General features: G+C 55.6%; 22 protein-coding genes. 12 read left to right on the top strand and 10 right to left on the bottom strand.

Annotated elements, in window-relative coordinates:
- Positions 1-44 precede the first annotated feature (44 nt).
- The 8 genes from csrA to F3J26_RS20120 all read right to left on the bottom strand — a co-directional run bounded on the left by csrA (position 45) and on the right by F3J26_RS20120 (position 8,074).
- Positions 45-230 (bottom strand): carbon storage regulator CsrA, encoded by a 186-nt coding sequence (csrA, locus tag F3J26_RS20155; RefSeq protein ID WP_008458257.1) that lies wholly within the window; start codon positions 228-230, stop codon positions 45-47.
- A 244-nt stretch (positions 231-474) separates the two neighbouring features.
- The gene (alaS, locus tag F3J26_RS20150; protein WP_166995648.1) at positions 475-3,102 is read right to left on the bottom strand and encodes an alanine--tRNA ligase; all 2,628 of its coding nucleotides are present in this window, start codon (positions 3,100-3,102) and stop codon (positions 475-477) included.
- A gap of 139 nt (positions 3,103-3,241) precedes the next feature.
- A complete protein-coding gene (locus F3J26_RS20145; RefSeq protein ID WP_166995646.1) occupies positions 3,242-3,757 on the bottom strand; it encodes a RecX family transcriptional regulator in 516 nt (171 codons plus the stop codon).
- Between the two features lie 74 nt (positions 3,758-3,831).
- A complete protein-coding gene (gene recA / locus F3J26_RS20140; RefSeq protein WP_008458263.1) occupies positions 3,832-4,896 on the bottom strand; it encodes a recombinase RecA in 1,065 nt (354 codons plus the stop codon).
- Between the two features lie 85 nt (positions 4,897-4,981).
- Entirely contained in the window at positions 4,982-5,491 is a 510-nt protein-coding gene (gene pncC / locus F3J26_RS20135) for a nicotinamide-nucleotide amidase (protein WP_166995644.1), read from the bottom strand.
- Between the two features lie 131 nt (positions 5,492-5,622).
- The gene (locus F3J26_RS20130) at positions 5,623-6,501 is read right to left on the bottom strand and encodes a metal ABC transporter solute-binding protein, Zn/Mn family (protein WP_166995642.1); all 879 of its coding nucleotides are present in this window, start codon (positions 6,499-6,501) and stop codon (positions 5,623-5,625) included.
- A complete protein-coding gene (locus F3J26_RS20125) occupies positions 6,498-7,382 on the bottom strand; it encodes a metal ABC transporter permease (RefSeq protein WP_008458268.1) in 885 nt (294 codons plus the stop codon). The genes F3J26_RS20130 and F3J26_RS20125 overlap by 4 nt, the downstream gene beginning before the upstream one ends.
- Positions 7,379-8,074 (bottom strand): metal ABC transporter ATP-binding protein, encoded by a 696-nt coding sequence (locus F3J26_RS20120; RefSeq protein ID WP_034809049.1) that lies wholly within the window; start codon positions 8,072-8,074, stop codon positions 7,379-7,381. The genes F3J26_RS20125 and F3J26_RS20120 overlap by 4 nt, the downstream gene beginning before the upstream one ends.
- 401 nt (positions 8,075-8,475) lie before the next feature.
- Here F3J26_RS20120 and srlA point away from each other — a divergent pair, with 401 nt between their 5' ends.
- The 7 genes from srlA to gutQ all read left to right on the top strand — a co-directional run bounded on the left by srlA (position 8,476) and on the right by gutQ (position 13,399).
- The gene (gene srlA, locus F3J26_RS20115) at positions 8,476-9,024 is read left to right on the top strand and encodes a PTS glucitol/sorbitol transporter subunit IIC (RefSeq protein ID WP_008458272.1); all 549 of its coding nucleotides are present in this window, start codon (positions 8,476-8,478) and stop codon (positions 9,022-9,024) included.
- Positions 9,025-9,033: 9 nt separating this feature from the next.
- Positions 9,034-10,002 (top strand): PTS glucitol/sorbitol transporter subunit IIB, encoded by a 969-nt coding sequence (gene srlE / locus F3J26_RS20110; RefSeq protein ID WP_166995640.1) that lies wholly within the window; start codon positions 9,034-9,036, stop codon positions 10,000-10,002.
- Positions 10,003-10,013: 11 nt separating this feature from the next.
- Positions 10,014-10,376, top strand: a complete 363-nt coding sequence (gene srlB, locus F3J26_RS20105) for a PTS glucitol/sorbitol transporter subunit IIA (RefSeq protein WP_008458277.1) — start codon at positions 10,014-10,016, stop codon at positions 10,374-10,376.
- 29 nt (positions 10,377-10,405) lie between these two features.
- Positions 10,406-11,185 carry a sorbitol-6-phosphate dehydrogenase gene (gene srlD, locus F3J26_RS20100; RefSeq protein WP_166995639.1) on the top strand — a complete coding sequence of 260 codons (780 nt, stop codon included), beginning with the start codon at positions 10,406-10,408 and terminating at the stop codon, positions 11,183-11,185.
- A 57-nt stretch (positions 11,186-11,242) separates the two neighbouring features.
- Positions 11,243-11,602, top strand: a complete 360-nt coding sequence (gene gutM / locus F3J26_RS20095; RefSeq protein WP_008458281.1) for a transcriptional regulator GutM — start codon at positions 11,243-11,245, stop codon at positions 11,600-11,602.
- Between the two features lie 68 nt (positions 11,603-11,670).
- A complete protein-coding gene (gene srlR, locus F3J26_RS20090; protein ID WP_166995638.1) occupies positions 11,671-12,456 on the top strand; it encodes a glucitol operon DNA-binding transcriptional repressor SrlR in 786 nt (261 codons plus the stop codon).
- Positions 12,437-13,399 carry an arabinose-5-phosphate isomerase GutQ gene (gutQ, locus tag F3J26_RS20085; protein WP_166995637.1) on the top strand — a complete coding sequence of 321 codons (963 nt, stop codon included), beginning with the start codon at positions 12,437-12,439 and terminating at the stop codon, positions 13,397-13,399. Before srlR ends, gutQ begins: the two co-directional genes overlap by 20 nt.
- 41 nt (positions 13,400-13,440) lie before the next feature.
- Here gutQ and mltB read toward each other — a convergent pair whose 3' ends face one another.
- Positions 13,441-14,517, bottom strand: coding sequence for a lytic murein transglycosylase B (mltB, locus tag F3J26_RS20080; protein ID WP_034809051.1), 1,077 nt, complete (start codon positions 14,515-14,517; stop codon positions 13,441-13,443).
- Between the two features lie 258 nt (positions 14,518-14,775).
- Between mltB and F3J26_RS20075 the strand changes: the two genes are divergently transcribed.
- The 4 genes from F3J26_RS20075 to gloB all read left to right on the top strand — a co-directional run bounded on the left by F3J26_RS20075 (position 14,776) and on the right by gloB (position 18,195).
- On the top strand, positions 14,776-15,714 hold the full coding sequence (locus tag F3J26_RS20075) for a LysR family transcriptional regulator (RefSeq protein WP_166995636.1): 939 nt from the start codon (positions 14,776-14,778) through the stop codon (positions 15,712-15,714).
- Positions 15,715-16,057: 343 nt separating this feature from the next.
- Positions 16,058-16,615 carry an OsmC family protein gene (locus F3J26_RS20070; protein WP_286180340.1) on the top strand — a complete coding sequence of 186 codons (558 nt, stop codon included), beginning with the start codon at positions 16,058-16,060 and terminating at the stop codon, positions 16,613-16,615.
- A gap of 34 nt (positions 16,616-16,649) precedes the next feature.
- On the top strand, positions 16,650-17,261 hold the full coding sequence (gene gstA / locus F3J26_RS20065; protein WP_166995634.1) for a glutathione transferase GstA: 612 nt from the start codon (positions 16,650-16,652) through the stop codon (positions 17,259-17,261).
- Positions 17,262-17,397: 136 nt separating this feature from the next.
- A complete protein-coding gene (gloB, locus tag F3J26_RS20060; RefSeq protein ID WP_166995632.1) occupies positions 17,398-18,195 on the top strand; it encodes a hydroxyacylglutathione hydrolase in 798 nt (265 codons plus the stop codon).
- 197 nt (positions 18,196-18,392) lie between these two features.
- Here gloB and F3J26_RS20055 read toward each other — a convergent pair whose 3' ends face one another.
- Positions 18,393-19,019 carry a TetR family transcriptional regulator gene (locus F3J26_RS20055; RefSeq protein ID WP_166995630.1) on the bottom strand — a complete coding sequence of 209 codons (627 nt, stop codon included), beginning with the start codon at positions 19,017-19,019 and terminating at the stop codon, positions 18,393-18,395.
- Between the two features lie 59 nt (positions 19,020-19,078).
- Between F3J26_RS20055 and F3J26_RS20050 the strand changes: the two genes are divergently transcribed.
- Complete coding sequence (locus tag F3J26_RS20050) at positions 19,079-20,110, top strand: MDR family NADP-dependent oxidoreductase (protein WP_166995628.1); 1,032 nt, start codon at positions 19,079-19,081, stop codon at positions 20,108-20,110.
- Positions 20,111-20,117 lie beyond the last annotated feature (7 nt).

Raw genomic sequence — 20,117 nt, 5'->3', positions numbered from 1 at the left:
GAAGAGGTGCGCCTCGCTGTAGATTTCAGCGAGGCGCGATATTTTTAGAAATTCGTTTGCTGGGATTTTTCAGCCTGGATACGTTGGTAGATTTCTTCGCGGTGTACAGAGACTTCCTTCGGGGCGTTAACACCGATACGGACCTGGTTGCCTTTTACCCCAAGCACAGTCACGGTCACCTCATCCCCAATCATAAGGGTCTCACCAACTCGACGAGTCAGAATTAACATTCTTTGCTCCTTGAAAGATTAAAAGAGTCGGGTCTCTGTATCCCGGCATTATCCATCATATAACGCGAAATCGTAACGAATGACAAATAGATAACACGCACTCTGTCATAGCATTACACTCTGTTATATCTAAGTTTAGCCGATATACACAACTTCAACCTGACTTTATCATTATTGATAGTGTGTAAATGGTAGTACGCCATAACTGAGAACAGTTATGGCGCAATTACACTTTTAGTTATTTTCAGAGTTTTGCCGTAACCCAGGCCTCAACGCCGGCCAGTGCGCCCGGCAATGCCGCTGCGTCTGTACCACCCGCCTGAGCCATATCAGGACGACCGCCCCCTTTGCCGCCTACCTGCTGTGCAACCATCCCCACCAGTTCCCCCGCTTTCACGCGGTCGGTCACCTCTTTGGAGACACCAGCAATCAGAGACACTTTCCCTTCTGCCACGGTGGCCAGAACAATTACGGCGGAGCCGAGCTGATTTTTCAGGTCATCGACCATGGTACGCAACATCTTAGGCTCGACGTTGCTCAGCTCGCTTACCAGTAATTTAACGCCTTTTACTTCAACCGCTTTGCTGGAGAGGTTTGCGCTCTCCTGCGAAGCCTGCTGTTCTTTCAACTGCTGCAGCTCTTTTTCCAGCTGGCGGGTACGTTCCAGCACCGAACGGACTTTCTCGTTCAGGTTCTGGCTGTCGCCTTTCAGCAGTTGAGCGATGTCGTGCAGCTGGTCGCTTTGCGCATGGAGATTGGCCAGTGCGCCTTCGCCAGTCACGGCTTCAATACGACGCACCCCAGCCGCCGTACCGGACTCCGCAACAATGCGGAACAGACCGATGTCGCCCGTACGGGATGCGTGAGTACCGCCACACAGCTCGGTGGAGAAGTCCCCCATGCTCAGAACGCGCACATGGTCGTCATACTTCTCGCCAAACAGCGCCATTGCGCCCTTCGCTTTCGCTGCTTCGAGATCCATGACGTTGGTCTCAACAGGCAGGTTACGGCGAATCTGCGCGTTAACGATATCTTCTACGGCGCGGATTTCAGCCGGCTTCATCGCTTCAAAATGCGAGAAGTCGAAGCGCAGGCCTTTGTCGTTTACCAAGGAGCCTTTCTGAGCAACATGGGTACCAAGTACCTGACGCAGCGCGGCATGCAGAAGGTGCGTTGCGGAGTGGTTCAGACGAATACGAGCGCGACGAGCTTCATCAACTTTCGCTTCCACGCTGTCACCGACTTTCAGCACGCCGGAAACCAGCTTGCCCAAGTGGCCGATGGCCTGGCCGTATTTCTGAGTATCGCCAACCGCGAAATCAACGCTGTTACCTTTGACGGTACCTTTGTCGCCAACCTGGCCGCCGGACTCACCATAGAATGGCGTCTCGTTCAGCACCACGACAGCATCCTGACCAGCAGTAATCTGGTCAACGGATTTGCCGTCAACGAACAGCGCGGTCACTTTCGCGTTCAGGTCGAGGCTGTCATAGCCTTTAAATTCAGACGCAGAATCCACGCGGATCATGCTGTTGTAGTCTGCGCCAAAACCGCTGGACTCGCGCGCGCGACGACGCTGCTCTTCCATTGCGGCTTCAAAGCCGGCTTCGTCAACTTTGATGTTGCGCTCGCGGCACACGTCAGCCGTCAGGTCCACAGGGAAGCCGTAGGTGTCATACAGGCGGAAAGCGGTTTCGCCATCCAGCGTGTCGCCCTTCAGCTTCGCCAGTTCGTCATCCAGCAGTGCGAGACCACGCTCCAGCGTGCGGGCAAACTGCTCTTCTTCGGTTTTCAGAACCTGCTCAACCAGCGCCTGCTGTTTGGCCAGCTCTTCGCCTGCGGAACCCATGACTTCGACTAGCGGGCCAACCAGCTTATAGAAGAAGGTGTCTTTCGCACCCAGCATGTTGCCGTGGCGAATAGCGCGACGAATGATGCGACGCAGAACGTAACCGCGGTTTTCGTTAGAAGGCGTTACGCCATCCGCGATCAGGAATGCACATGAACGAATGTGGTCCGCAATAACGCGCAGGGATTTGTTCGACAGATCGGTCGCGCCGGTCACTTCGGCAACGGACTGAATCAGCTTTTTGAACAGGTCGATATCGTAGTTGGAATTAACGTGCTGCAGAACAGCTGCAATACGCTCCAGACCCATACCGGTATCTACAGAAGGTTTTGGCAGAGGCAGCATCGTGCCGTCGATCTGACGGTTGAACTGCATGAACACGATGTTCCAGATCTCAATGTAGCGATCGCCATCTTCTTCAGGACTTCCCGGAGGGCCGCCCCAGATGTGATCGCCATGATCGTAGAAAATCTCGGTGCAAGGACCGCAAGGGCCAGTGTCACCCATCTGCCAGAAGTTATCGGATGCGAAGGCTGCGCCTTTATTATCGCCAATGCGAATAATGCGCTCCCGCGGCACACCCACTTCCTTTTCCCAGATCTCATAGGCTTCGTCATCGGTTTCGTAGACGGTCACCCACAGGCGTTCTTTCGGCAGCGCAAACCAGTTTTCGCCAGTCAGCAGTTCCCAGGCAAAGTTAATCGCATCGTGTTTGAAATAGTCGCCAAAGCTGAAGTTACCCAGCATCTCGAAGAAGGTATGGTGACGCGCGGTGTAACCGACGTTTTCCAGATCGTTGTGCTTGCCGCCTGCGCGGACGCAACGCTGAGACGTTGTAGCGCGGGAATAGTTACGTTTGTCGAGGCCCAGGAAGACATCCTTGAACTGGTTCATCCCGGCATTGGTAAACAGCAAAGTCGGATCGTTGTTCGGGACCAGGGAGCTGCTCGCTACAACCTGGTGGCCTTTACTATGGAAAAAATCGAGAAACGCCTGACGGATCTCAGCGGTGCTCTTGCTCATAATTATCCTGGAATCAAGCTAACGAAGAGTTGTAAAGCTGCCATGACGGCCGTAACGCAGACGGCTCAGGCCAGCTTACCTGGAAAAAAGTGGGAATAAGATAAGTTTTCTGGCGAGGGAAGTAAAATCCAGTGTGGCCCTAATCAGCAAAATTTCGCCAGATCTCCTGAATGTCTTCCATAAAGAAACCACGATAGAGAAGAAAACGCTGCACTTTCGCCTTCATCTGCCACTCTGTTGGCAGCGGCGAGCCAAACTTGCGTTCGGCCAGTTCGCGTGCCAGCGGCTGCCAGTCAATTTCACAGGCCATCATCGCGGACTCCCCAATGGCCCGTTCGATGCCCTTTTGCTTCAGTTCTTGCCGAATACGCTGCGGTCCATACCCTTTCCGACTGCGGCTGGCAATAAAACGTGACGCAAACTGCACGTCGTCCAGCCAGCGGTGTTCGTAACACCAGGCAATAACCTTATCAATGTCTTCCTGAGTGACCTCAGGTTCGTCCTCTTTAGCAAATTTTGCCGCAAAGACAGAAGGCGTTGCCAGCTTACGGCGCAGCTCATATTCGCTGTGGTCACGCATGGCAAGAATACGGGTCGCCTTATCCAGAAGGCGGGCAAAAGGGCTGCGGCGGGGAAAAGTGGTGTTGTCGGACATAGGGTCGGGTGGCAAAGATCGATATCAGGAGAGAGAAAGCACAAAGGGCCGCGTTAGCAGCCCTTTGTCTTGTTTTAGAAGTCTTCGTTAGTTTCGACCGCGTCTTCGTCGTGGTCATCAACCGTGAAGTCCGGCGTGCTGTCCTGGTTATTCAGCAGCATTTCGCGCAGTTTCTTCTCAATTTCTTCCGCCATCGGCTTGTTCTCTTTCAGGAAGTTGCTGGCGTTTGCCTTGCCCTGACCGATTTTTTCACCGTTGTAGCTGTACCATGCACCCGCTTTTTCAATCAGCTTGTGCTTCACGCCCAGGTCAACCAGCTCACCGTAGAAGTTGATGCCTTCGCCGTAGAGAATTTGGAATTCAGCCTGTTTAAATGGCGCGGCAATTTTGTTTTTCACGACCTTCACGCGGGTTTCGCTACCGACGACGTTTTCGCCATCCTTCACTGCACCGATACGACGAATGTCGAGACGGACAGACGCGTAGAATTTCAGCGCGTTACCGCCGGTCGTGGTTTCCGGGTTACCGAACATCACGCCAATTTTCATACGGATTTGGTTGATGAAGATCAGCAGCGTGTTGGACTGCTTCAGGTTACCCGCCAGCTTACGCATTGCCTGGCTCATCATACGTGCCGCAAGGCCCATGTGAGAGTCGCCGATTTCACCTTCGATTTCCGCTTTCGGCGTCAGCGCCGCAACGGAGTCAACGATGATGACGTCAACCGCACCTGAACGTGCCAGTGCATCACAGATTTCCAGCGCCTGCTCACCGGTATCCGGCTGGGAACACAGCAGGTTGTCGATATCAACACCCAGCTTTTTGGCATAAACCGGGTCCAGCGCGTGCTCGGCATCGATGAACGCACAGGTTTTACCGCTTCGCTGTGCGGCCGCAATAACCTGCAGGGTCAGCGTTGTTTTACCGGAAGATTCAGGCCCGTAAATTTCTACGATACGGCCCATTGGCAGGCCGCCGGCGCCCAGCGCGATATCCAGAGAAAGTGAACCGGTAGAGATCGTTTCCACGTCCATGGAGCGGTCTTCACCCAAGCGCATGATGGAGCCTTTACCAAATTGTTTTTCAATCTGGCCCAGTGCTGCCGCTAACGCCTTCTGTTTGTTTTCGTCGATAGCCATTTCTACTCCTGTCATGCTGAGTGATGCGATAATTCGCAACCCCGCGTTCTCAATACTGTTTCGTTGAGGCAATTATACTGTACAGTCATACAGTATCAAGTTTATTTTTTAGAAAATCGTCCCACAGGCTCTGCAGGGCGAATTCCGTGGCCTGGCGGCGAACGGCATCGCGGTCGCCGTCAAAGCGCTGCACTTTTGCCAGCGTTCTGCCGTGCTTATCCGCAAACCCAAACCACACCGTACCGACCGGTTTTTCTGGCATGCCGCCATCTGGCCCGGCGATACCGCTGACAGAAACCGCATAATCCGCTTTCGCGGCGGCAAGCGCTCCCTGAGCCATCTCAAGCACCACGCCTTTACTGACGGCGCCATAGGCTTCCAGCGTGGTTTCGTTCACGCCGATCAGCTGATGTTTGGCTTCATTGCTGTAGGTCACAAAGCCCCGCTCAAACCAGGCTGAGCTGCCGGCAACGTCAGTAATCACTTTCGCGATCCAGCCGCCGGTACAAGATTCAGCAGTAGTCACGGTGGCCCCAAGCTGCCCAAGGCCATTCCCTACCCGCTGGCTTAGCTCAAACAATGCGCTGTCTGTCATGCTGGCTCCGATTGTAGACATATCATTAGCCAACACGATAGCACTTTACGGGCATTGCAGGGGATTACATCGGGATACTCGGGAAGGATTCCAGAAATGGAACGGCCAGCGAAAGCTGGCCGGGAGAAAAACTACTTCATGCTGTTGGCGATGGTGTCCACGTTGTGCTTGAACGCCTTTTCGTAGGTACTTGCCGGGCCGCCAGGGCCTGAAAGCGCCTCAGGATAAAGCTCACCGCCGGGCTTAGCGCCGGTCGCGCTGGCAATTTGCTTCACCAAACGTGGGTCGGTCTGATTTTCGATGAAGTAGGTGGCGATATGTTCATCTTTCAACTGTTTAATCAGAGATGCAACGTCGCTGGCGCTGGCCTGAGCTTCAGTGGAAAAGCCCACTGGTGCCAGGAACGTGACGCCGTAAGCCTCACCAAAGTAGCCAAATGCATCATGGCTGGTCAGTACCTTGCGTTTAGCCTGCGGCACATCCGCAAAGCGTTTTTTCGCCCAGCCGTCTAGCTGCTTCAGGCGAGCTGCATAGCTATCGCCGCTTTTACGGATAGCCGCTGCATCCTGTGGGTCGGCAGCAACCAGCGCTGCAGCAATATTTTCCGCGTAGATTGCCCCGTTTGCCGCGCTGTTCCACGCATGTGGGTCAGTGATTGATTTACCGTCTTCTTCCATGCTGCGGGTGTTAATTCCCTGGGAAGCCACGATAACTTTGCCCTTGTAGCCGGACGCCGTCACCAGGCGATCCATCCACCCTTCCATGCCGAGCCCGCTCACAATCACCACATCCGCATTACGCAACGCGACGCTGTCTTTCGGCGAAGGTTCAAAGCTATGCGGGTCGCCATCCGGCCCCACCAGGCTGGTGACTTTGACGTGATCGCCGCCAACCTGCTTAGCCATGTCGGCCAGCACGGTAAAACTTGCCACTACATTCAGCGTTTTCGCTGCAGCCATCTGGCTGGAGAGCGCCAGAGCCAGCGCAATACCAATCCCTAAACGTTTCATTTAACCCCCTTTATGATTGCCAATTTCCTACGCAGCAGGCTCCCTGCAAGCACGCTGCGCGGTCCGAAAAGTATTGAGATAAAGAATGCGACGCTCGCGGTAAGCACAATGGCCGGCCCGGCGGGTAACGAGGCGTAGAAAGACCACACCAGCCCTAACCAGGCACAAATCAGGCCACACACCACGGCAAGAGCGATCGAGCCCGGCAATGTCTTAGCCCAGCAGCGCGCGGCAATGGCGGGGAGCATCATCAGGCCAACGGACATTAATGTGCCGAGGATTTGGAAACCGGCCACCAGGTTAAGCACCAGCAGCGCCAAAAACGTGCCGTGTATCAGCGACGGCAGCAGCCGGTTGTTCACCTGTAAAAAGCTGCGGTCAAACGACTCCAGCACCAGGCCGCGATAAAGCAGCGCCAGTGCAATCAGCGTCACGCTTGCAATGAGCCCCACAAACTTAATAGCCTCACCATCCACGGCGAGAATTGAGCCAAATAGCAGGTGCAGCAGGTCAACGCTTGAACCGCGCAATGATATCAACGTCACGCCGAGTGCCAGCGACCCAAGGTAGAATCCGGCAAAGCTGGCATCTTCTTTTAACGGCGTCCGGGCGCTAACCCAGCCGGAAAGTAAAGCCACCAGCACGCCAGCGACAAACCCACCAATGCCCATTGCCACCAGAGACATACCGGCAACCAGATAACCCACGGCAACGCCGGGTAAAATGGCATGAGAAAGCGCGTCACCCACCAGACTCATACGACGAAGCAGAAGAAAAATGCCGAGCGGAACGGTACTCAGAGAAAGCGACAGGCAGGCCACCAGCGCGCGGCGCATAAAGCCGTAAGCCACAAACGGCTCAATAAAAAGGTGATAAATCATGCAGTTTGTACCAGGCGTGGGCGAAAGGAAGCATATTGCGCTAAGGCTTCGTCGGCGTTACCCCACTGGTAACCCTCCGGGGTGAGCAGCAAGACTTCAGGAAAATGCCGGCGTACCAGCTCGTTGTTATGCAGCACGCTGATAAGCGTCTTGCCATCCCGGTGCATCTGGCACATCAGTTCCATTAAAAATTCACTGGTTTGCGCATCCACGCCGGTGAACGGCTCATCGAGCAGGACCAGCGGTGCGTCCTGAACCAGCAGGCGAGCAAACAGCATGCGTTGAAACTGTCCCCCTGAGAGCACATCAATCGGCCGCAGGTAATGCTCACTTAATCCCACGCGCTCAATCGCTTCCGTCACGCGTTCACGGTGCTGGCGACGAAGGCCGGAAAACAGCCCGCGTCCCGGCCAGCTCCCCATACAAACCACGTCATAAACCGTGGCGGGAAATTGCCGATCCATCTCCCCTAACTGCGGCAGCCAGGCAATGCGCGGGCGCATATTGTCCTGAAACTTTACGCTGCCAGAAATGGGAGGCAGTAGCCCAGCCAGGGTTTTTAACAACGTCGATTTACCGCAGCCGTTCGCCCCAATCACCGCCGTCATGCTGCCGCGCTGAAACTGGCCGCTGAGGGCCGACACAACCACGTTGCCGTAATAACCCAGCTCGAGATTCTGCAGTTCGATCATGGCAGGATAACCGCCCAATGAATGGCGCCCCACAGGCCGAGGATCAGCAGCGCGACAAGGGCCGCGCGAAATAGCCCGGAAAGGCTAAACAGTGAAGAGGGAGCTGCAACAGACATACCGGCACCAATATTGTTTCGTTATAACATAACATAATCTACCCAGTAGTCCTTGTAAATTCCTGTTTTACACCTCGGCATAAACGAACCCTCAATCAAGCCCCCTTTTCCCTTCCGTTAATCAGAACGTCATTTTTTCACCTCTTCCACCATCCAATAATCTTTCAAATTGACAGATTTATATTTCACAATGAGATCTAAATAACATATTTACGCATTTCAAAATGATTAATATGAGCCACCACCGGGAACAACGGTGAGCAGATAACCCTACAGGAGACAGAAATGATCGACATGATTACCCACGGGGCGGAGTGGTTTATTGGCCTGTTTCAGAAAGGCGGAGAGGTCTTTACCGGTATGGTGACCGGCATTCTCCCTCTGCTGATCAGCCTGCTGGTGATAATGAACGCGCTGATTAACTTTATCGGCCAGCACCGCATTGAACGCATGGCGCAGCGCTGTGCCGGCAACCCCGTTTCGCGTTACCTCTTGCTGCCCTGCATCGGCACCTTCGTGTTCTGCAATCCGATGACGCTAAGTCTGGGGCGCTTTATGCCTGAGAAGTACAAACCGAGCTATTACGCCGCCGCATCGTATAGCTGCCATTCGATGAACGGTTTGTTTCCCCACATCAATCCTGGCGAACTGTTTGTTTATCTGGGTATTGCCAGCGGGTTAACGACGCTGGGCCTGCCGCTGGCCCCGCTTGCAGTGAGCTATTTGCTGGTTGGGCTGGTTACCAACTTCTTCCGCGGCTGGATAACCGATCTCACCACCTCGATTTTCGAGAAAAAAATGGGCATTGAGCTGGAACGCCAGGTCCGCCTCTAAGGAAAAATCATGACTCAAAGCATTCGTATTGAAAAAGGCCAGGGTGGATGGGGTGGGCCGCTGATCGTCCCGGTCGATCCGAGCAAAAAGATCGTTTACATCACGGCGGGTACGCGCCCGGCAATCGTCGATAAGCTGAATGAAATGACCGGCTGCCAGGCGGTAGACGGTTTTAAAGACGGCGAGCCGCCGGAGGCAGAAATTGCGCTGGCAATCATAGACTGCGGCGGCACGCTGCGCTGCGGGCTCTACCCCAAACGCCGCATCCCGACGATCAATATCCACGCCACCGGCAAATCAGGTCCCCTGGCGCAGTACATTGTTGAAGATATTTACGTCTCAGGCGTCCGGGAAGAAAACATTAGCTGGGCCGATGGCGAACCGCAGGCCGAACGCAAACCTGCGCCAGCGCGGGACTACGACGCCAGCAAAAAAATCACCGAACAAAGCGACGGCCTGCTGGCCAAAGTCGGTATGGGAATGGGTTCAGCCGTCGCCGTGCTGTTTCAGGCGGGGCGCGACACTATCGACACGGTTCTGAAAACGATTCTGCCTTTTATGGCCTTCGTGTCGGCGCTGATTGGCATCATTATGGCCTCCGGGCTGGGCGACTGGATTGCCCACGGCCTGGCCCCGCTGGCCAATAACCCTCTCGGTCTGATTACGCTCGCGCTGATTTGTTCCTTCCCCCTGCTCTCACCTTTCCTTGGCCCTGGGGCGGTGATTGCGCAGGTCATCGGGGTGCTGATTGGGGTGCAGATTGGCCTCGGACATATCCCTCCTCACCTGGCGCTGCCCGCGCTGTTCGCCATTAACGCCCAGGCCGCCTGCGATTTTATTCCTGTTGGCTTGTCTCTGGCGGAAGCGCGCCAGGAAACGGTGCGCGTCGGCGTGCCTTCTGTGCTGGTCGGGCGCTTTTTAACGGGCGCCCCTACCGTGCTAATTGCCTGGCTGGTGTCCGGCTTCATCTACCAATAAAGGAAAGCCCCATGCAAACCATTTACCAGACCACCATCGTCCAGATTGGAGAGTGCGCTCGCGAGGCGCTGGCAGACAACATGCTTATTACCTTTCGGGAAGGCGCCCCGGCGGATATTCAGGATTACTGCTTTATCCACTGCCACGGCGAGCTGACCGGCCAGCTAAAGCCAGGTATCCACTTTGAACTCAATGGCCAGCATTACGCCGTTACCGCCGTCGGCGACGTGGCCCAGCAAAACTTGCAGGAGCTCGGGCACATCACCCTGCGCTTCGATGGTGAAGCACGGGCGGAATACCCTGGCACCGTACACGTCGCTGGCCCGCTGCCTCAGGGCATTGAACCCGGCTGTCAGCTGAAGTTCGTTGCATAAACATTGTCATTTAATCAAAGGAGTAAAACATGAATCAGGTTGCCGTTGTCATCGGTGGAGGCCAAACGCTCGGGGCGTTTCTCTGCCATGGGCTGGCCCAGGAAGGCTACAAAGTTGCCGTGGTGGATATTCAAAGTGAGAAAGCGGCCCGCGTCGCGCAGGAAATTACCGACCAGTACGGGCCGGGTTCTGCCTGGGGATTTGGCTCGGACGCCACCAGCGAGCAAAGCGTTACCGCGCTGGCTCACGGCGTGGACGAGATTTTCGGCCAGGTCGATCTGCTGGTTTACAGTGCGGGCATCGCCAAAGCGGCGTTTATTGGTGATTTCGCTCTGGGGGATTTTGACCGTTCGCTGCAGGTAAACCTTGTGGGGTACTTCCTGTGCGCCAGGGAGTTCTCCCGCCTGATGATTCGCGACGGGATTAAAGGCCGCATCATCCAGATTAACTCAAAGTCCGGCAAGGTCGGCAGCAAGCACAACTCCGGCTACAGCGCGGCGAAATTCGGTGGCGTGGGGCTGACGCAGTCTCTCGCCCTCGATCTGGCGGAATACGGCATCACGGTGCATGCGCTCATGTTGGGTAACCTGCTCAAGTCGCCAATGTTCCAGTCTCTGCTGCCGCAGTACGCGGAAAAACTCGGCATTCCTGCTGACGAAGTAGAGCAATACTACATCGACAAAGTCCCCTTAAAACGCGGCTGTGACTACCAGGATGTGCTTAACACGCTCCTGTTTTACGCCAGCGATAAAGCCTCTTACTGTACCGGACAGTCGATCAACGTCACCGGCGGGCAGGTTATGTTTTAACTCTCGGGTCACCGGTTGCCTCTGGCCCTCAGCCAGAGGCTGCCCAAAGGAGGATGCATGATGAATGCACTGATCGCCCTGGCGGCGATCGCCTGGCTAAGCCAGCTACTGCTCGGCGGCTGGCAAATTCGCCGTTTTAATCGGGCCTTTGACCGGCTCTGCCAGCAGGGTGCCGTTGGCGTAGGCCGTTCATCCGGGCGTTTTCGGCCCAGAGTGGTCATTGCCCTCGCCTTTGATGAGCGGCAAAACGTCCGCGACAGCCTGATAATGAAAGGCCTGACGGTTTTTGCCCTCCCACAGCCAGTAATGCAGTTACACGGCATGAATCGGCAGGAATTGCAGCCCGATGTGATCTTTCCCCATGATCGTGATTGTCAGAATGCTCTATCATTAGCGCTTAAACTGAAACAGGGTTAATTTCGTTTCGAATGCCTATTGCTTGCGAAATTACCGAATCGAAATTTATTGCAAGGTAATAAGAGCCTATGAAACCACGTCAGCGGCAGGCGGCGATCCTGGAACATCTGCAAAAGCAGGGAAAATGCTCGGTGGAAGATCTCGCCCAGCACTTTCAAACCACCGGCACCACGATCCGTAAAGATTTGGTGCTGCTTGAAACGGCTGGCACCGTGATTCGCACCTATGGCGGCGTAGTGCTCAGTAAAGACGAACCCGATCCGCCCATTGACCACAAAACGCTGATCAATACCCAGCAAAAACAGCAAATTGCCGAGGCGGCGGTCAAGTACATCCACGATGGCGATTCCATTATTCTGGATGCGGGCAGCACCGTTTTGCAGCTGGTCCCGCTGCTCCAGCACTTCAATAACATTACGGTGATGACCAACAGCCTGCATATCGTCAACGCGCTGTCTGAGCTGGACAACGAACAAACTATCCTGATGCCAGGCGGCACCTTCCGTAAGAAATCAGCCTCGTTTCATGGCCAACTGGCGGAAAACGCCTTCGAACACTTCAGCTTTGACAGGCTCTTTATGGGCACCGATGGCATCGATCTCACCGCCGGAGTCACAACCTACAACGAGGTTTATACCGTCAGCAAAGCGATGTGCAACGCGGCGCGCGAAGTGATCCTGATGGCCGACTCCTCAAAGTTTGGCCGTAAAAGCCCGAACATTGTCTGCGGGCTGGAGAGAGTCGATACGATCATCACCGACAGCGGCATTAGCCACGAATTCCTCACCGCGCTGCGTGAAAAAGGCGTGAAAGTGATTGTTACCGGAGAAGAAGATGTATCAGCGAATGATTGACGCCGCACGAGAAACCCTGCTGCTGGAATTACAGGAAGCGAGCCGCCTGCCGGACAGACTTGGCGAAGATTTTGTCGCCGCCGCCAACGCCGTACTCACCTGTCAGGGGAAAGTGATTGTTTCCGGCATGGGCAAGTCCGGGCATATCGGGAAGAAAATTGCCGCCACCTTTGCCAGCACCGGCACGCCCGCCTTCTTCGTTCACCCCGCCGAAGCGTTACACGGCGACCTGGGGATGATCGAAAGCCGCGACATCCTGCTGTTTATCTCCTATTCCGGCCACGCGAAAGAGCTGGATTTAATTATTCCTCGCCTGCAGGAAAAGGCCGTTAAGCTGATTGCGATTACCGGCAAAGCTGAGTCACCGCTGGCGAAAGCAGCCTTTGCCACCGTAGATATTTCGGTAGAGCGTGAAGCCTGCCCGATGCGCCTGGCGCCGACCTCCAGCGCGGTTAATACATTAATGATGGGCGATGCACTGGCCATGGCCGTCATGCAGGAGCGCGGCTTTAACGAAGAGGACTTTGCGCGTTCACACCCTGCCGGTGCGCTAGGTGCTCGTTTGTTAAATCGGGTTCATCATCTGATGCGCACCCACGAGCAGCTCCCACAGGTAGCGGACAGCGCCTCCGTCATGGATGCCATGCTGGAGCTAAGCCGCACAGGCCTGGGGCTGGTTGCCGTCTGCGACAAAGCGCAGCAAGTTGCCGGCGTCTTTACCGATGGCGACCTGCGCCGCTGGCTGGTGGGCGGTGGTAAGCTGGAAGCCGGGATCAAAGATGCCATGACGAAGAATGGCACAGTGCTGAATGCCGAAACCCGGGCGATAGATGCCAAAGAGATGCTGATGAAAAAACGCATTAGCGCGGCGCCGGTCGTGGATGAAAACGGCAGGCTGCTGGGGGCAATTAACCTGCATGATTTTCACCAGGCAGGTATTTGAGAACCGCCTTTATCGCCCCCAAACGGGGGCGATAAAACGTATTACTGAACGCGAGCCAGCGCGACGGCCTGCCCTAATTGCCATACCGCCATCGCATAATGGGTGCTGTGGTTGTAGCGGGTAATGGCGTAGAAGTTTGGCAGCCCGTACCAGTACTGGTAACGATCGCCCATATCCAGGCGCAGCAGGCTCACTTCCTGATGGTTGCCCAAAGCGCCCTGCGGGCTCAGGCCGGACTGGCCCAGCGCCGCCACTGAGTATTTGGTGTTGAAGCCGTTAGCCAGCCCCGGTACCTGCCCATTGGCCGGCACGGCAACCATGTCGCCCTTCTCCCAGCCGTGTGCTTTGAAATAGTTCGCCACGCTGCCGATGGCATCTTCCGGATCCCACAGGTTCACGTGCCCGTCGCCATTGAAGTCCACCGCGTACTCTTTGAATGAGGAAGGCATGAACTGCCCGTAACCCATTGCTCCGGCGAAGGAGCCTTTGAGCGCCAGCGGATCGTCCCCTTCATTACGCGCCATCAGCAGGAAGGTTTCCAGTTCGCCCGCAAAGTATTGCGCGCGGCGCGGATAGGCAAAGGCAAGCGTCGCGAGAGCATCCACAATGCGCGTTTTACCCATCACGCGGCCCCAGCGGGTTTCAACCCCGATGATCCCGACGATGATTTCCGGCGGCACGCCATAAACCTGATAGGCGCGGTTCAGGGCCGATTCATACTGGTTCCAGAACTTAACGCCGTTCTGTACGTTATCCGGCGTGATGAATTTAGCGCGATAGCGTAGCCATGCCCCGTTCGGCCCGGCAGGCGGCGCGGTCGTCGGTGCCTGCTGATCCATCAGGCGCAGCACGTAATCCAGACGTTTGGCCTGGGACAACACTTCATGCAGCTGGCGACGGTCAAAGCCATGCTCATTCACCATTTTGTCGATGAATTTTTCTGCTTCCGGGTTGTAGGCAAAATCACCGGTTTGCATAAAGACATCGTGCTGTGGCTGGAGCAGGAAACCGCCAGACGGCGTGCCGCTGGTCGTCTGCTGTTCGGCGGTTTTCGGCTTACTGCTACAGGCAGAGAGTAAAACCAGCATAGGAAGAAGTGCTGCGGCTGAATAACGCATCTGATGGGCTGTCCCTGTGAATGTTCGCGAAAGTTTCGCAACAATGGTAATCCATAATTACTCATCTGAATATGTCTCTCTGGCCCCTCACGTCATACTCGACGGGTCTCTGGCCGCGACTTATTGGCAGCCCGGAGATGAATCTTCCCTCTGCCAAACCGCCGCAATGCGTTACCGGAAGCGTCGGAAGGGCATATCATTTAAAAAAGTGATCTAAATTGATATAACCGTTCAAAATAGCGAACAATAAGCCCTGAGATGAACAATAAATTTCAAGCGATGGAAGTCTTTGTGCAGGTGGTTGACGCCGGCGGATTCAGTCGTGCGGCGGAAGCCATGAAGCTGCCCAAAGTGACGGTGTCGACGCTGATTAAGACGCTGGAGACAACGCTGGGGGTCAGGCTGCTGAACCGTACCACACGTCACTGCAGCGTCACCGCGGACGGTGCCGCCTACTACGAACATAGTTTACGCATTTTGACGGAGATTCGCGTAGCGGAAGAATCGCTCTCAAGCACCAGGCTCAGTCCAAAAGGACGGCTGCGGGTCGATGCCCCCACCGGTCTTGCCAGCGAAGTTCTGGTGCCCGCCCTGCCTGATTTCTTTGCCCGTTTCCCTGACATCAGGCTAGAACTGGGCTGCAGCGATCGCTCAGTCGATCTGATCGAGGAGGGCGTAGATTGTGCCGTGCGGGTCGGCGAGCTACGCAACTCTAGCTTGATTGCACGTCGCGTGGGCGTTATGCACTACATGACCTGCGCGGCCCCGTCCTACCTGAAGTGTCATGGCCGCCCCCTGCACCCGGACGATCTGGTGCATCATCAATGCCTGAATTATTTTTCGCCCCGCACTGGCCAGATTTTTGATTGGCATTTTTCCCGTGAGGGGGAACGTATCAAGCGTACTCTCACCGGCCCCATCGCACTGAATGACAGTTATGCATATACCGCGGCTGGCTTATCCGGCCTGGGCATCGTGCAAATGGCGGCATTCCTGATGGAACCCATGCTGAAAGATGGCCGTTTCGAGTTGATACTCGACGACTGGAGCAATGATCCGATGCCTATTCATGTGGTGTATCCGCAGAATCGCCATCTATCGACCAAGGTCCGCGTTTTTGTGGAGTGGATTGTCGAGCTTTTTGCGAAGCATCCAGGTATGGCCCCGGCGACAGCCCGTCGTGCCCGTCGCACTTAACTTCTCATGTCATGGCGTTGAGTTGCCGCTGGCCCCCACTTCTTCGAAAACGATCCCACCTGCCTTGACCCCGCCCCGCACATCCCAGCTAGCTTGAAGCCGGAGCCATAGCCCTACCCGGGAGGGTAACCCGACCGGGAAACTCTCCTGCCGGCTGGACATATCTTGAAGCTCGAGCCCCGAATTGGCTGCCTGTCATTGTTCGCTATTTCGAACAGTCATATCCATTTACATGGCTTTTTCCGACTACAGGCCATGTTTAAGATGGCCGCAAGAAAGCCGCCAAAACGGCAAGGCAATCTGACTTTGACAACCAGCCGCAGAGCGGCTTCTGGAGGATCATATGATGGGCAAAACCGTAAACGGTATCAACGTCGCCGACCTACAACAATTCGCCCAGGACGTGCGCGACAACCCGGCCAGGGGCGCAATCCGCTTCAACGTTAAAACGAAATGGCAGGGCCAGACGCGGACGGTAGCGAGCGTCGATCATTACGAACTGGGGGGCGAGAAACACGCACGCCATTTCGAGATTGCCGCCGACGAACCGGCCCAGCTGCTGGGACAGAATACCGCGCCTAACCCACAGGAACTGCTGATGGCAGCGCTAAACGCCTGCATGTCAGTCGGCTATGCGGCGAATGCGGCCGCCATGGGCATCACCCTCCACAGCCTTGAAATCGAAACTGACGGTGAACTGGACCTGCGAGGTTTCCTGGGCCTGGATGACAGCGTGAATCCCGGCTATGACGAAATCCGGTATGTGGTGCGACTGCGCACTGATGCCACCCGCGAGCGGGTTGAGGAATTACACGCCAAGGCGACAAGAACGTCGGTCAACCTGGCGAACTTCTCCCGGGCGATCCGCATGGTCGAAACGCTGGAAATCCTCGAACCATAACCGCCAACAAGCTCAACATTAAATCTGAGGACTCATGAAACTCTATTACTCCCCTGGCTCTTGCGGGCTTTCCCCGGCCATCGCGCTGCGAGAGGCGTGCCTTGCCTTCGAGCTGGTCAAAGTAGACTTCGCCACGAAGACGACTGTCGAGGGCAATTATCTCGATGTGAACCCGAAAGGCTTCATTCCGATTCTGGTGCTCGATAACGGTGACTTGATTACCGAAGGTGCAGTCATTCTGCAGTGGATCGCCGACCAGAACCCCGGCCTTAACCTGCTGCCACCCTTCGGCACGCAGGAGCGCTATCGCGCGCTGGAATGGCTCAATGTCATCGCGACCGACCTTGCCAAAGGGATGTCGACGATGTTCCAGCCCTTTTTCGACGATGCGGCGAAAAACCGCTACGCCGAAGGATTCCTCAAAGGTCGGTTCGCCTTTGTTGAAGAGCATCTGTCGAACAACGACTATGTGCTCGGCAACGAATTTTCGGCACCTGATGCCTATCTCTATAACGTACTGAACTGGCCGCCCCGCGTTGGGATCGACATGTCCGTTTACCCGGCCATTGAACGATTCATGCGGCGCATGGAACAGCGCCCCAGCGTTCAGGCCGCACGCGCGGCAGAAGGTCTGCCCCCGCGCTGAGCAGTAAGTAGATCGCAAGCCGCCGGCCAATACCCGGCGCCGGCGGCAGCGGTTATTCATTCGGGGTTCAATGCCTCAGCGGCGCTCTAATTTCCCATCAAACAGCGCCGCGCTTTATTGTTTCCAGGAGTCCAGGATGATCGTTGAAAAGTGCAATGGGTTATCGGTGCAGATCCTGCCCGTTCTCGAAGATAATTATATTTTCCTTATAGAGGATTTACGGACAGGTGCCCTGGCCGTCGTTGATCCAACCGAGGCCAGTCCGGTACTGGATGTGCTTGAAGGGAGGCGCGTAGATCTGATCCTTAATACGCACCATCATTGGGACCACGTTTCAGGCAACACGGAGATCAAGCGAAAAACAGGGGCACGCGTCATTGGCCCGGCGGCCGAAGTGGATGATATCCCGGGTATCGATCGGGGCGTGATCGGAGGCGATACGGTAGCATTGGGGGAGCATATTGCCCTGGTTATCGACGTGCCGGGGAATACGAGCGGGCACATCGCCTTTTGGTTCAAGGAGGCCGGGCTTCTCTTTTCCGGCGACACCATCTTTCATCTTGGCTGCGGGCGTGTCCAGGAAGCTGTGCCGGCCCAGATGTGGACTTCGATCGATAAAATAAGATCGATGCCGCCGGAAACGCTCATCTATTCCTCGCACGAATACGCCGCCGACAATGCCCGCTTCGCGCTCACAATCGAACCAGACAACGCCGATCTGCTGAAGCAGATCGCGCTGATAGAGAACAAGAGGCAAGCGGGCATGCCGACCGTTCCATCGACACTGGCAACGGAGCTCGCGGCCAATCCGTTTCTACGCGTCGATCGGGCTTCCATACGCTCCCGATTGGGTTGCATGGAGAGCGCCAACTGGGAAGTCTTTGCCAAACTACGCCGTATGAAAGACGCTTTCCGGGAGCTAAAAAATCTGTGAATGGTTTCGGAAATTTTTAGCTCACGTCGATATAACAGGCTAAACGAGATAGCTAAAGCTCTGTTACGTCCAAAAGTGGCGTAACAGATGCATAAGCCGGTTATTAAAAACCGCCACTCGTTGCCCAATGCCAGCCGGTTGAAGTTTCCTGGGAGGGAAGATTCAAAGACACACAGGCGGAAAGTAAAAGCGTGTGTTTATGCTGTCTGCCCTCTTAAGTACCCAAAAAGCAACTGAACCAATTCCCGCTTCAGCGCCGATGAACCGGTCAATCCACGTAAGGCCGCCTGATGCACAATCCCTTCAATAGCAGCGGATAATGTCCACGCCGCTGTCTGAATATCATCGGCATTCCGTCGCGCCCCATACCGGGAAACAAGGGCGAGGTAGTACTCGTTATACTTTTTTTCAAATTCGGCGTGAGCCGAAATAGCCTCGTCGCTCCGGGGGGCTTCTTCCACCAGGGCCCGATGTAGAGCGGGATGTGCCCCATGTACCGACAGCATACCTTCGATCAGCAGGTTGAAGCTCTGGTTCACATCCTCGGTATTTTCACTGGCAGCCTGCAGGACGTTGATAACATCGCTGAAATGCTTCTTTCTAATGGCCTCTACGAGTACGAGCTTGTTGGGAAAGTATTGGTAAAGCGACCCGATGCTGACACCCGCAAACTCGGCCACTTCATTGGTGGTGAAGTATCGCCAGCCTTTTTCACCTAAAACCTGAGTCGCAGCCTCGACGATCGCGCTCACTGTCGCCTGAGAACGCTTCTGCTTTGGGAGCTTCCGCATCCCGTTATCGCACGGCTGAATGCGAGTAGACATCACTGTGCCTCCAACTCAAAATGTGAACTCCAGGCTCACATTATACAAGGATTGGTCAGGTGCATCCTCTGCCAGCCACAAGCCGTGAACTCCGACTCAAGGTCAGACCCACCAGCCGCCCAAAGGTTTCTGACTTTGAGATAGTCGAAGTGGCTTTACCCGTTGCACAAAACGATGAGGTTCTGGTCAGGAACCGTTATTCGCGAGTCTCCGCCTCGCTGCGCATGATGATCAGCGAGGGCGCCGAAACCATCCCTGGCGTACCGTTTCCGGCGCTGAAGCCGGGCGACACTCTGGCGGAGGAAACGCTCGGCGAGGTCCTTTCTTCTCCACCTGGGAGTGAACTCAGGCCGGGCGATCGGGTTCGGCATTTCATGGGCTGGCGCGAGTATGCCGCCGTCCCGCTCGCGGAGTGCGTCCGTGTTGATAGCCGAGTTTATCCGGACGTCGCGAGCCTTTCGCATGGCTCGACGGCTTATGCGGCATTGACGCGAGGCGTTGAAATCAGGCCCAGTGATACCGTCCTTATCACCAGCGCGGCCGGCGCAATAGGCTCTATGGCCGGGCAGATCGCCCGACAGCTTGGCGCTGGACGAGTGATTGGCAGCACAAGCTCCAGGCAAAAAGCCGAACGGCTTGTTAAGGAATTAGGTTACGACGCGGCGGTGATTCGGGGCTGCGGCAGCGATGTGGCACAGCTGCGTGAAGTCGCTCCGGAAGGTGTTGATGTCGTGCTCGATTGCGTAGGCGGGGAACAACTGCAGTCAGCCATCGTGGCAGCACGCCCAGGTGCCCGAATTGCGATCGTCGGGGCTCTGTCGGGCCAGCTCGCTGATGCAGGAACGGGACGGGAAGCCCCCGTCGAGCTAGATTCAGTCCAGATCCTCCTGAAAAAGATCACGATACGCGGATACAGCGCTGACGACGACCCGGATGCTCACGCGGAATGGGATACGAGATTTGCAGAATGGCTTCAAACAGGGGATATCGTGTTTCCACATGTCATCGTCAATGGGATAGAGCGGGCCCCAGAGGCCATTCAGGCTATTGCGGAGGGCAGATACTTCGGCACCGTGTTTGTCGAGTTTTAGGGCTTGT

Origin of the sequence: Enterobacter sp. Ap-867, from assembly GCF_011752855.1 — a bacterium.
Classification (GTDB): Bacteria; Pseudomonadota; Gammaproteobacteria; order Enterobacterales; family Enterobacteriaceae; genus Cedecea.
This window is presented reverse-complemented; position numbering and strand designations above follow the sequence as displayed.